This is a genomic window from Lacticaseibacillus paracasei subsp. paracasei (genome assembly GCF_000829035.1).
GTDB classification, from domain to species: domain Bacteria; phylum Bacillota; class Bacilli; order Lactobacillales; family Lactobacillaceae; genus Lacticaseibacillus; species Lacticaseibacillus paracasei.
Map to the genome: position 1 here is coordinate 2,394,777 of NZ_AP012541.1, position 13,509 is coordinate 2,408,285.

At 47.4% G+C, this 13,509-nt stretch carries 8 protein-coding genes and 2 pseudogenes; 1 reads left to right on the plus strand and 9 read right to left on the minus strand.

Annotation, left to right across the window (positions count from 1 at the left end; translation table 11 throughout):
- The first annotated feature begins 313 nt into the window (after window positions 1-313).
- Window positions 314-1,546 (plus strand): MFS transporter, encoded by a 1,233-nt coding sequence (locus LBPC_RS11720; protein ID WP_003567292.1) that lies wholly within the window; start codon window positions 314-316, stop codon window positions 1,544-1,546.
- 78 nt (window positions 1,547-1,624) lie between these two features.
- On the opposite strand, the gene LBPC_RS11725 is transcribed toward LBPC_RS11720, so the two are convergent.
- The 9 genes and pseudogenes from LBPC_RS11725 to LBPC_RS11760 all read right to left on the minus strand — a co-directional run bounded on the left by LBPC_RS11725 (window position 1,625) and on the right by LBPC_RS11760 (window position 13,471).
- Window positions 1,625-2,881 carry a glutamate-5-semialdehyde dehydrogenase gene (locus LBPC_RS11725; protein ID WP_003599729.1) on the minus strand — a complete coding sequence of 419 codons (1,257 nt, stop codon included), beginning with the start codon at window positions 2,879-2,881 and terminating at the stop codon, window positions 1,625-1,627.
- Between the two features lie 88 nt (window positions 2,882-2,969).
- A complete protein-coding gene (proB, locus tag LBPC_RS11730; protein ID WP_003599730.1) occupies window positions 2,970-3,803 on the minus strand; it encodes a glutamate 5-kinase in 834 nt (277 codons plus the stop codon).
- Window positions 3,804-4,119: 316 nt separating this feature from the next.
- Window positions 4,120-4,314: pseudogene (locus LBPC_RS15880) on the minus strand (hypothetical protein).
- 253 nt (window positions 4,315-4,567) lie between these two features.
- Complete coding sequence (locus LBPC_RS11735) at window positions 4,568-5,104, minus strand: hypothetical protein (protein WP_003571396.1); 537 nt, start codon at window positions 5,102-5,104, stop codon at window positions 4,568-4,570.
- A 188-nt stretch (window positions 5,105-5,292) separates the two neighbouring features.
- Window positions 5,293-6,516, minus strand: coding sequence for a hypothetical protein (locus tag LBPC_RS11740; protein WP_003661784.1), 1,224 nt, complete (start codon window positions 6,514-6,516; stop codon window positions 5,293-5,295).
- A 235-nt stretch (window positions 6,517-6,751) separates the two neighbouring features.
- Window positions 6,752-7,579, minus strand: a pseudogene (locus tag LBPC_RS11745) (class C sortase).
- Between the two features lie 6 nt (window positions 7,580-7,585).
- Complete coding sequence (locus LBPC_RS11750) at window positions 7,586-9,145, minus strand: SpaH/EbpB family LPXTG-anchored major pilin (protein ID WP_003661779.1); 1,560 nt, start codon at window positions 9,143-9,145, stop codon at window positions 7,586-7,588.
- A complete protein-coding gene (locus LBPC_RS11755; protein WP_003661777.1) occupies window positions 9,142-10,464 on the minus strand; it encodes a pilin N-terminal domain-containing protein in 1,323 nt (440 codons plus the stop codon). The genes LBPC_RS11750 and LBPC_RS11755 overlap by 4 nt, the downstream gene beginning before the upstream one ends.
- A gap of 1 nt (window position 10,465) precedes the next feature.
- A complete protein-coding gene (locus LBPC_RS11760) occupies window positions 10,466-13,471 on the minus strand; it encodes a SpaA isopeptide-forming pilin-related protein (RefSeq protein ID WP_041091585.1) in 3,006 nt (1,001 codons plus the stop codon).
- Window positions 13,472-13,509 lie beyond the last annotated feature (38 nt).

The following is a 13,509-nucleotide window of genomic DNA, read 5'->3' on the forward strand; positions in this document are numbered from 1 at the left end:
TTGTTATGTGTTGAGCTAAGGTTAACAGGCCGAAAGTTTTATCGTCAACATAAATGATCAATTATATATAAATTTTCATAATTTCGTCACAATCCCGCCAAAAGGCAGTTGAATGCGCTTTTATTTTTTGACTTTAATTAAAAAAATTCTCAAAATATTGACAAGTCAGCCGCCTCTTTTTACTGAAAAGTGTTGCTTTCATAGATTGAAAAGACGACACCACTTGCAAAAGACGCCCTGCTTCAGTATTGACATCTTCACTGAAAAAGCCAACGATAAGAAACAATAGACTCCAAACAAGGCGATGATTTTCGTGGATAGGCACATTTTTGGTGCAACTTTCTCTTCACTGCGGTCAACCAATTTCCGCCGCTTCTGGATTGGCCAATGTATCTCTGTCATGGGCACTTGGATCCAACGAACAACGCAAACATGGTTGGTCTATCAAATGACCAAATCTGCATTTCTGGTTGGCTTGCTCGCAGCGGCTCAATTTGTTCCTATCATGGCACTCACCTTAATCGCCGGTACGCTCATTGATCGCTACCCCAAACGACGGATTCTTTTGATGACCCAATTTGGTTTTCTAGTCTTGGGTGCTGCCATGACGATCATCACTTTTCTAAAAATTGTTCAATACTGGCAAATTCTGGTAATTGCCTTAGGCTATGGCATTCTTCAAAGTTTTGATACGCCAACTCGACAATCCTATGTTATTGAACTTGTTGGCAAAAAAGACCTCATGAACGGGATTTCATTGAACTCTTCCATTTTCAATTTGGCAAAAATTGCGGGTCCTTCCCTAGCCGGGGTGCTCATGGTCACCATAGGAGTGGCGCCGTGTTTTCTAGTTGACACCTTGAGTTACATTGCCATTATTATTGGTTTATTGATGATTCATCAGCAGCATCCTGTTGCCAGTCACACACCGCGCCACATCATTGCTGATGTCAAAGAAGGGCTTGCTTACATCGTCCACCATGACAACGTTAAATTAAGTGCCGAATTAATGATGATTATTTGCACACTGAACTTTAACAATAATGTCATCATCCCCATCTATGCGCAGGAAGTTTTAGGCCGTGGTGCACAAGGCTATGCCAATCTGCTATCGGCAACAGGGATTGGTTCACTGATTGCAGCGTTCCTCATGAGTTATCTGGCTCGGTTTGGCCTACGCCGCGATTTATACCTTCTAGTGGCATTAGGGACGGCCTTGGTTCAATCGCTGATGATTTTTGTTCACGTTTATTGGTTGGCGATGATTTTTATGGTTGTCATTGGATTTTGCAACATGGTTTTCTTGAATCAATCCAATGCTGCTTTTCAGTTCTCTATCCCCAATGAGTTGCGTGGCCGGATCATGAGCGTCTACGTTCTGCTCAACCAAGGCTCTACGCCCATTGGCAGTTTATACGTCGGTGGTTTAATGGACATGGCTGGCGGCCTGTGGGGGTTTCCTTCCTGTGGTTTGTTGGCGTTGCTGTTAACCATACCGATCCTGCTTAGCCATCAAACAACAGTTAAGCATTGGCTCCATGCTTAGACCGTAAAAAATGGCGTTGACACAAACTATCTGTGATCGATAGATTGTGCCAACGCCATTGCTATTCAAAATAAACTTTCAATTTTTCCGGATCTCCCCATTGCCCAAAACCTGATACTTAATCGTGGTCAGTGCGGCTAATCCCATTGGCCCACGAGCATGCAATTTTTGTGTGCTGATGCCGATTTCGGCGCCAAAACCAAATTCATAGCCATCCGTGAAGCGGGTCGAGGCATTCACGTAAACCACGGCGGCATCCACCTGCTGTAAGAACTGCTGACTATTTTGGTAATTGTCTGTGATAATCGCCTCACTGTGCTTTGTATTATGCGCATTGATGTGTTGAATGGCTTCTTCTTCTGAGTCAACGACCTTAACGGCCATAATCAGGTCATTGTATTCCGTATCCCAGTCTTCAGCGGTAGCAGCGTGCATACTCGGCACGATGGCGCGGGCACGTTCATCGCCGCGTAATTCAACGCCATGATCTTGCAAGGCTTTAGCAATGACTGGCAACTGTTCATTTGCCACATCAGCGTGAATCAAAAGCTTCTCGGCTGCATTGCAGACAGATGGCCGTTGCACCTTGGCATTGACAACAATCGCCACCGCCATTTGCAATTGGGCATGGGCATCAACATAAATGTGACAATTGCCAGCTCCGGTTTCGATCACCGGAACCGTTGCCTGTTCAACCACCGCTTTAATCAACCCTTTGCCGCCTCGCGGAATCAGCACATCAATGTAGCCGTTTAAGTGCATCATCTGGGTGGCAACGGCACGGCTAGGATCGGTGATCAATTGCACGGCATCACGCGGTAACCCTTTTGCTGCCAGCGCATCTTGTAAAACTGTCGCCAACGCAAGATTGCTGTGTAATGCTTCCTTGCCACCGCGTAAAATGACCGCATTGCCGCTTTTAAAGGTCAGGGCAGCTGCATCCACCGTCACATTTGGCCGCGCTTCGTAAATCATGCCAACAACACCCAATGGCACGCGTTTTTGAGCAATCGTCAAGCCGGCTTCGTTCACCCACGCCCTGTCCGTTTGCGCAGTCGGATCATCCAGTGTGGCAACCTGTCGTACCCCAGCTGCCATGTCGGCAATGCGTGCCTTCGTTAACGCGAGCCGATCAACAAACTTTTCCGGCAAGGCGCTCGCAGCTGCAAGATCAGCCTTATTTGCCGCCAAGATGGTATCGGCATGCGTCTCCAGCGCAGCCGCCATCGCTAACAAGCCGGTATTTTTCTGTAGTGTCGTCAATTGGCCAAGCGTCATCGCCGCCGTTTTGGCTGCCCGCCCCATCTGTTCAAGATCAATTGTCGTTGCGTCCATATCATCGGTCTCCTTTTTTAGTGCACGCGAGCAAGCTTCTGCGTCTGCCAACGTGATATGAGCCGTTTAAAAATGCTACTAAAACCTACTATTGAAAACTTTGACTGACACTTGCTGCTTGTTTGGGCTGACCGAACCAGGTACCGACTGGGTCGCCAGCCAAGATTTGTAAAATAATCCGCGGATCACGACCACTAGCAAGCACCATTTGTTTGCCAGCACGCATCATCGTCTTGGCGGCCTTCAGTTTTGTCACCATGCCGCCGGTCCCGAAGCGCGTCGAACTGCCGCCTGCAGCTGCCAGCACTTTGGCAGATAGCTGCGTAATCGTCGGCATGAGCGCAGCATCCGGATGGCGATTCGGGTCACGGTCATACAACCCGTCAATATCTGAAAGGACGACCAACAAATCAGCGCCAATTTGCTTAGCCACTAACGCCGACAATTGGTCATTATCACCAAATGTCGTGCGATGATCCAACTCGTCAACCGCTACACTGTCATTTTCGTTGATCACCGGAATCACTTGCTGAGCCAATAACGCATCAATCGTGTCCAGCACATGCTGACGATTCATCGGATAATCAAATACATCATGTGTTAGCAGCAATTGGCCAATTTTCGCACCATAATCACTAAACCGCTGCGTGTACAAGGTCATCAATTCCGACTGGCCAATCGCGGCAAGCGCTTGTTGCTCGGCAATGACAGCTGGTCGTTTCGACATGCCTAGTTCCGCCATTCCCACGCCAATTGCGCCAGAGGTGACTAACACCAGCTCATAGCCTTGATTATTCAGCGCCGTCAAAGCGTAGGCCAGTCGATCAATGGTTTGCAAATTGACTTTACCATTTGGATGAATCAGGCTACTCGTGCCAATCTTCACTACTAATCGTTTACATTGCATCGCCCGTTTTGCCATTGCTACCTCCGCTGAATGCATACTTGTCGAGAAATCTAATCTATCAAAAAAAGCACCGCCTTGATCGAGACACCCGTTAAGGCGGTACCATTCTCGTTCAAAGCAATGCTTTGCGCTTTTATCGTTATTTAAGTTTTGTGAGACTCATCATACAAGCTTGGATTCGCGCACATTTCAGGACTTTCAGCGATTGTCCTGATCTCTGTGAGGCGCTACTATGACTTGATGAAGTGAATTGTATGCGGGCAATGACGAAAAGTCAAGCGCAGGTATTCCGAAGCGTTGATTACCGCTTATACGCACGCCTCATCGTTACTCAACTCCGAGCAAATAATTGTCTAAGGTGTGCCCCTAGAAGAACCAAGAACCCACTGAGACTGCCACAAACTAAGATAAACTGAAAAGGTTGGCTAACCCCTTTAAAGAAAAGCAGGTATCAAGCCACCACGATAAAACTCACGGTTAAAAGCAACGCATTTGTCATTTTGTTTTGTTTCTTTTTCGCGCGCATCAATCATACCTCCAAGAACTGCAAAAGATTTTAAAACGACACAATGCTTTCAAAAACATTGTATCGTACAAGAAAGCATCTAAGCGGGTTCAAAAATAAACGTTGTATTTGCGCCGATAATCGTGTGTCACTGCTATCTCGACAACCGAAATTCAGCGGGGATTAAAAACTCTTTTCCGCATCAAGCCAGCCAACCATTTACTGAAATAAGGGCGAAAAATATAAACTAGGCATAGGCAGTGTCAAAAATCGCTCACTGCCGCGTCACCGCCACCCGAAAAGCGTAAATTCTAGGCAGTTCCTCTCCTGTATGAATGGCCTGACCATTGGCCGTGATGCCAGTGCGCTTCACGTGAATCTTGACAGGCAGCGGCATTTTGGTCGCATATGGTCGCGGCAAAAGTAGGCGCTCACTGTAAAAAGTCCCAACTGGTAGGTTCTTGGCGATGGCAACAATACCGTGCCGATCTGCTTTTACCTTATAGGCTTCTTTAGAAGTTAATGGATTCCCAACTGACCGCCAATGACCATCCGTTGTTCGATAGCGGCGGCGGCCTGAACTGTCGAATCGATAAAAAGCAAAGATGCCGCCAGCAAGTGGTTGCTGCGTGCCATCCGGAAAGACGGCTAGTTGTTGAAAGAGTGGTCTAACCTTCTTGGCCTCATAAACTGCGGCAACATGATTGGCTTTTAATGGCGTCGGCTCACTTTCCGCTGAGCCGCTTGGCATGCCCAACATCACCAGCAGCATGCCAAGCGCCGCCAGTCCTTTTATCCCATATTGACGCATCCCCACACCCCCAAAATAAGTCAATTAATATTGTAATAATAACTTTATCATTTTGGCCAAACGATGTGCGAACAAAACAGGTGTTATTAAAAATGCTAGTTTCTGAGGCAAACAAAAAGCAGTTTCCGCAATCACCTTCTGATTGCAAAATCTGCTTTTGGCTTCTCTCTTACTGTCAAGCCACGCAATTACTGGACTTGGCCTTTTTTAACCAACACTGGCAAAATAATGACCCGATCCATGTAACTCGGACGATGCATGAAGGAGCCTGCTTCACGATAAGCTTTGGCACCACTTTCAAAGATCATCGAAATGTGCTTCTCAGAAGGATCAAGGCTGATTTCTTCAACCGAGTTTGGCACGTTAATAATTTTAGATCCTGACTTTGGTGCAGTGAAGTCTAGTTTAGTCCAGCTTTTATTGCCCGGAACCCGAATCCAGATTTTGCCTGGTGCGCTGCCATTTGACTGACTGAGCAACGTCAGCCCACTTTTGGCAATGGCAATGCCTTGAAGCCGATCCCAGCCATTGTTATACGAATTAATGACTTTCTTTTGAATCAGCGATTTAAAGACCATGTTAACTTCTTGATCGAGTGTTTTGCCGGCAAACTTTGGTGCAAGTTCCAAAGCCCATGCTTTCATTTGCTTCATCGTGATGGGTGCTGGCAGCCCATTTGCATTGAGCGGTAAGGCAAGGATCGAACGGTTCTTTTTGTTCTGACCATATTTAACAAAAACCAATTGATTGTTATACAGGGCAATCGCTGAGGTCCGTCTTGCCAAATGAAGTTCAATCCGGGTTGACTTTATCGGTTGTTGCGTTGCTTTAGCCGAATAGGCATCGATTTCGCGCTGTGACACATAACTGATACCAGCACCTGTTGTCTGCGCGGCATCATCAGACCAAAGCAGTCGTTGATGGTCGATGTCATAAGTGATACCACCAACGTGCGATTTGCTCCTTAAAATTAAGGTTTTATTGTACTTAACATTATGCTTGTTCACCTGAACAATGATTGAATTCAGTTTGTGATTACCATCATACAAGCTCATATAGATCGCATCTTTGGACTGGGTGACCCCTTGAGGCACCCAGTTATTGCCAAAACCCGCTTTTTTGGTTTTAGCATTGATCGACCAAGCACCGCGAAGTCCAGGAATCACCACTAATTTGGCATCGGTGGCCGCGCGTTTTTCAAGCGGATCTGATTGCCCGATAGCTTTAATTTGCTTAATTGCCGCGCTTTTGGACTGCAACGGCCGCGGATCAGCTTCCCATTTTTTAACATCACTTGGCTGATCAACTAACTGGCTGTACTGATAATGATCAATCAACGCCCAGCCGCCAAAGCCAAGTGCAACGATACCGATGGCTGACAATACCGTCACCCAAACCCATTTTTTCAACATGCACACACTCCTTCATATCAGAATTATAATATATCAGAATTAACCATGCGATTATATAACCCGCTAACAACCATAAAAAGCAGCAATGAACATCTTATTAACCTGTATATCCCCGACCTTGTCCTGTCTTACTGACTGGCTTTTTTATCACGGCCAAGTAAAAACCTCCGAGATTGCTGACCAATCTAGGAGGTTTTTTGACAAAATTGGTCAATCGAACTGTCTTCCTGACCTTTTATGACCTACGCTGTCGGCGCAAGTAACGGCGGGCTAACCAGACGATCAGCACAGCTAGCAACAGCACACCGCCGATAATTGCAGAGCTTTTCCAAAAGCGCCATTGGTCAGCGGCTTTTGCTGCTTGTCCCAACGATTCCGTATAGGGTACGCGTTTACCAGTGACCAACAAGCGATGCGAGTTGATCATGTATGGCGTGCACGTCATGAGCGTTGCTAAATCCTGACCTGATTCAATCTGCAAGCTTTCAGTCTAATCTGGTTTCACAGTTTGAATGCGAAAGACCTTGTATGCTAGTTTCTTGCCGTTAACTTCAATCAGAAACTGCTGACCTTTCTTGAGCTTCTTCAACCCCGTAAAGTAGCGCTTGGTTGGCAAGCCGCCATGGGCCGAAATCACTGTGTGCGTATTTTTACCACCGCGCGGATAACTAGTACCCAGTAAAACAACGGCGCCTTGATCAAGTAAGGTGTTGTTGGTGGTATCAAATAGTGGCAAGTCGACTTCTATTTTCGGAATCGCAATTCGCCCAATTAAATGCTTTTTAACATAAGCCTGCTTGACTTTTTGCTCACTGTTAAAGGGGTCTTGGCCGGGTCGCAGGCCGGTTTCGGCGAGCGCGCGATTCTCAGAAGCGCGTTGTGCATCTTGGGCTGCGGCATTTTTGGCTGCTTCGCGATCGGCTTCAGCACGACGACTGGTCATGATGACTTCATTGATCGCCGTCGCCGCAAAAGGGTAGCAGAAGCAGGCAGCCCCCGCGGTGAAGAGGATGATCACGAGCCAGCGCAACAGCCGGTTCGACCCTTTCGCCTGCTTAGCCATAGGCGATCAGGCTTTCTTGCCAGTTTGCTTCTTCACATAGTAACCACCGCTCATCAAGACGATGCCGATCAGCAGAAATGCGAGCAGTCCCATCCCGCCGGTCATCGGCAGCAATGTGCGTACGGGGGTGTTTGTGATGCGAACGATTTTCTCGCCCCACGTACCTGCAACAATCTCAAAGTCCGTGGTTGGATCCGTGATTTCATAGCCATCAGGGGCATCTGTTTCAATCAAGGTATAAGTCCCTGGCAGCATCCCTTGAATCGACAGGTTAAATGGCTTTCCTGCGTTAGTGGTCAGTTCGGTTGCATCAGCTTTCGTTGTCGTCCAAGTGATCTTGCTTGGGGCATAAGCGCCTGTCATACCGGTGACACCTTCAAGCACAGCATATTCTGTTGCATTGCCAGTTTGTCGCTGAATGATGAACTTTGCACCAGCCAACGACTTGTCATCGGAACCAGTTTCATATTTGAAGAACTTCATCCCGCCAGTCTGAATTTCCGGGCCGTTAACGGTGATTTTGGTATCAGGATCAAAAGAAACAACTGCTGTGTTCCCGATTTTTTGATCAGGTACCATCTTCTCGTTCACGATCCCCGTATAGCCAACGGTCACCCGTTTACCGGCATACTTCGTCAACAAATTACGAACGGCATTGGCGTCTGATCCGCCTAAGAAATCTAATTTGAAGCCGAATGGATAGTTGCCATGCGCGGTTTGCCATGCCGCGTCATTTGAGGTCATCAGCGCGATTTTGCCTGTTAAGTCGTTCAAAATATTTTGACCGTCCACAGTCACTGCGGTTAGTTCTTTAAACGTCAAGCCGGCTTTGGTCATGTAATCCAGCACTTCAAATTGATTGTACTTGAACACGCCGGATTGATTATCCGCCATTGAGCCAATGTCATGGGGAATCTGAAATTGGATATTGTAAGTCAACACATCACCGACAGCAACGTCATGTAAGTCTTTAGCGGCAATTGCTCCGCCACTGATAGCATCTAAGTGTTTGGTAACCACACTATCCTTAGGGTAAAGATGGATATTGGTTAAGTCATTGCCATTCTTGTCACGCACCGGCAGACTCACGATCATATCAGCTGCTTTTTGATAGGGCTGAGGCGTCCATGTTTCACTAAAAGCATAAACGCTGTGCCGACCACCGGTTTTAGCTGGCAGTTGATTAAAAACTGCCAACCCATCTTGACCAGTCGTGATTTCTGGCGCATTTGGATCTTGAAGATTTGCATAGTTTCCCAGATTCTGCGACATCATCGCCGCCGCAGTCTCTTTATCGTGTGTCTCTAATAGCTGATAAAAAGCATCTGTAACATTAAACACTTTGAATTTTGCACCGACAACTGGGGTTCTGCCAGTGAGACCTAAATCATGGCCAGTGTTTTGAATCTGTTCATCTGCAGTTTGTTCAATTTTGTGAAGGGTAAATGCAACCTGGCTTTCGGCAGCGTGAACGGTTCTGCCAGCGCCCAATAGCGGTAGTAACACGCTCATGAGCATCAAGGCGGCTAATAGGCCGTGTCCGATCTTTTTTATCGTGGCATTCATGGGTGGTTCCTCGCTTTCTTATGCTTGATCAGGAAGTAAGTTGCCAATGTCAGGAGTCCTATACCGATGAGAACGAGACTTAGGTTTTGCCAGTCAGACATTGCCGGCAAATATCCAGTTGCGCCTGCGCCAGTCGGTTTGTCTAACTGATCAGACTGGCCTGTCGGCGGTGTCGGGTCGGATTCGCTTGAAGTGCTGCTGCGATCTGTATAGTTATAAACTCGGGGATTACCGATACTGATCATTTCCGGTGTCACGATCCCGCCGATGTTTTCTTTCATCGGCTGGCCATCAATCAGTACATAACGGTAATTGTCATCATCATCTAACCAAGAGTCGGGAATTTCGATTTTAATCGCCCGACTTTTTTCGTCCAATTCATAACCTGGTACTGACTGTAATTCTTCAAAATAATACGTGCCCGCCGACAAGAATCGTTCACCTGTGTTCACTAAACCGTCTTTGTCCGAAACAAATTTATTCACACGATCATCATGAAGAGCATCGGTTGATGCAACCCATTTGTTCTTCAAGTCAGTAGCTGGTGACAAGTCGAGATATAGTTTCTGACCGTCCACGATTCGGTAGATCGCGAAAATGGCCCCGGCTAATCGCCGACTCGTCCCGTCAGGATGAACGCCGAATTTAAAGAAGTACGGGTCCCGGACATAACCGACGTTCTTGGGATAAAGATGCACGGTCGACATTGGGTCACCTGAAGTCGGATCTTTTACCGGAAAAACAATCAGCATCGGTGAGCTTTTTCTTTCCATGTCAACGTTCAGATTGGTGGAGAAATCCAACGCGGTTTCAATCAGCAGATACGCTTTCTCGAAGCTGCCTTGACCAGTGTCAACTGTGACGCGTCCAATCCCGTCTTCACCAAGATTTTTATCGGTGGCGGTGTTAATCAAGCCAAGTCCTTTATTCCCTTGACCTGCAAGTTGCAGGTTTGCCCGCGCAAACTTAAGTGCCTGCTTGCGAGTCATATTTTGATACTTTTCGATCAGTGCCTGAACGTCATCCGGTGTCATATCTGACTTCAACAAGGAACTAGCATCGTAAACTTCAAAATTAGCGCCATTCAGACCACTAGTTTTGCTCAACAGTTTATATCCAGCCTTATCAGGGTTTTCCGGATCAATTATCTGACCGTCATTGTCGTACCAAACGTCTTCAGGTTGCCGCACATCCCGGTAAATGCGTTTATGCAAGACAATTTCGGCAGTGTTTTCAGCCGCGCTGACTGGCTGAAGACCAAGCAGCGTGCCAACTAATAGGAGGAGCGGGATAACCCACCATAGCAATCGTAGTCGCATCTTAACGCGCCTCCTTTCGCTTGAGCACAATGACTAGCAGTAATCCGCTAGCGCCGGCCACTAATGCCATTAGCAGAAATAGCACAATGCCATTGCCGCCTGTTTTCGGTAACAAACTTTCAAGGCTGTGATTGACGACTGTAAAGCTAATGCGATTAACCTTGTCGGTGGCGTCCGGCTGGAATTTAAATTCATAATCATCAGTCGTAAGATCACTGCCGCTGTATTTTAAATCAACCATGGTGCCGGTTTGATTGATCGTAAATGTGAATGCCCCCGCCAATTTATCGAAACCCTCAGGTGCTTTGGTTTCAACTAACCGGTAGCTGCCAGGGGTTAGCTGATGATCAAAAAGCAACCGCCCTTCATCATTTGTGTTGTCCGAAGCAACCGGCTCAGTCTGACCATCGCGATACAGTGCAAACGTAGCCTTGGCTAATGGTTTGTTACTTTTATTGACCTTGAGTAACTCAAGTTCAGTTGGTTTCAACTGATTAACCACCGTGTTGTCGTCCCAAATCTCCCCTTGCCGTCCAATCGTCACGTCACCATTTTCAGCGACAATTAAGTCAAACTCTGGTTGGAGCAAGTGTCCTGGTGACATCACTTCGGCAACGGTGTACTTTCCGGGGCGTAAACCGGTGAAGGTCGCCTGTCCTTGGGCATTGGTGACCGCTTCCTGCAATGGCTGGCCAGCTTGTTTCAACGTAAACTTAGTTCCTTCAAGTAAAGCGCCATGCTGATTCTTTTTAGTGATGCTGGCGGGAAAACGATTCAGAGGGTCTAAATGCACATCCACCTCGTTAGTTTCCTTGCTATAGCGCTCTTTCGTATCGAAGAATTTCACCACCGCGCTGTTGGTCATTGTCACGCGTTGATCGATGGTGTCAGGATCGAGGGTCGGCCGAACCTTGAGTCGCAGTGAGAAATAGCCGCTGTGGAAGTAGATTTTCTGCACATCTGCTCGGCCAATCGTCAGCGTGATACGTTGGCGGCCCTTTTCCTCAGTCACCTCAAACGATGAAACGCCAGGCGTCAGTGTCATGGCCCGATCTTTGTTGGGTGCATCAGGATCAGTCGCGTTAAAAAGTTGAAAGGCTTGTTCATAAGTCGGTGGCCCATTGTTCTGATCCGGAATCAATTCAATATTTTCCGGCAATAAATCCGTCACCGTGATGGTCGTCGGCTTTACCACATAATCGCCCATGCTGTACACTTCTTGGTTGATGTAGTAGTAAAAAGGGGCGCCTTGGTAATGCTCATTGACCACCTGATTGTGGAGATCGTTTGACGTCCAAATTGGCTTGTTTTTATCCGCCTTGGCGCCACCGCCAGCAATCGCTTGTGCGCTGACACTCTTGTTGTTGGTAACATTCGGGTCAATTAACTCAATCTGTCCGCTGCCATTGGCGACCCATGTACTTCCACCGCTCGAAAAGGTTCCTCGCTTAAACGTGTGACTCGTACCATTCAGCGTATAAGCCACAGCCCCGCGGCCAAATGTTGGCGCGCCGAGGCGGTCCTCCCACTCACTTAGATTGTCATGATCAATCGGATCAACCCAGTTCCCCCATGTTTTCGAGGTATAGCCTTTCTGACCAGTGCCCCGTTCGCCAAGATTCTCTTGATCAAAAACGTCCTTGTTCGCGGTAATCCAGTTACCTTCTTGAAACTGCCAGTCAGTGACATAATCAGCATTGTAAGTCGCGTTGATATCTGACTGCTCAGTCCAAACGAACTCGCCTGGGTTCAATGATGTAAAGGTTAAAGTCGAATTCTGATTCAGATCACTTTGCGGAATAAAATTCAGCCGCTTGCCGGTTTCTTTTTCATAAAAGACCACCCGCCAGTCATAGTGGAGGACGTTAGCGAAGGACATACCAGAAAAGAAATTGTTCGAGAAGTCGATGCCGACATCTGTTGGCGTTGGTGCCCGTTCAACGCGGCGCACATGGATATTGGTCATTTCCACATAGGCCCCGATCTCAAAGTGTCGACCATTCAAATCGCTGGCCGAACCTACATGATTGATATCGACTTTAAGCTTGGCATCCAAAACATTAGACAAGCCATCTTCTTGGGTAATCACGTCTTTAAAAATGACCGCTGTTGCTGAAGAACTCGGCACATAATCTGTCGAGACATTTTCTTTCATGGCAGTTTGGCTACCGTATTTACTGCGGCTGCTACCGTTTGGCTTTCGGTAAATCTGAGCCGACCCAATCGGAAAGTCAGAACCATCTGCCTTCGTGACCTGAATTTTGGTTTCACCCAACGCTGCACGCGGCAGGATGAGACTGTGTGCATCCAAGCTGTCTGTGCCGGGTTCGCTCACATGATCGTTCACGATCGGACCTGGCAACTTCAGATCTAGATTCAGCGATAACACGTGATCAGTGCCATTGAACCCGTCTAGACTGAGCTTGAAGCTTTTTTGCTTTTGTTCCTCACTTGATAGCTTCTTCGTCATCTCATACTCATGTGCAGCCCAATTATTACTGTCAAACACATGATTGATTTCACCATTCGTATGAGCGGGTTGTGACACCATATCTGTAAATGGCGTCACAACGACTTTTTGTGTCCTATTCTCACTCCACGGCTTGACGAGCTTTAGTTTCACCTTGATTTCAGCCTGCTGCATGTCGTATGTGTAAGTCACGACATGCTGGCCGACCGCCGCTGTCCATTGCCCGCCATCGTCCAAAACAACATCTTGTCGATCAAGGCGGTTGGTCAACTCCGGCATCTCCGTTTTGACGGTTTGGTTCTCAGAAATGCTCATTGCTGCACTTGTGTGTTTCTTGTCAGACTCAATTGTGTCTTGGCTAATTGCCGCTTGTCCGCTCGCATCGTTCTGGTGTGAGGATGGATCGGATTTTGGCGCCGCACGGTCATGTTCGGTGATGTTTGTCTCACCGTTGTCGGCTACAGGGACAACGGCGCTGCCGACCTGGGTCAGCATCAACATCGCCAACATGACGATATGGATCAACTTCTTAGGCATCTGTGCGCCTCCTTCCATTGTTTCCGGCGTCTCTCTTC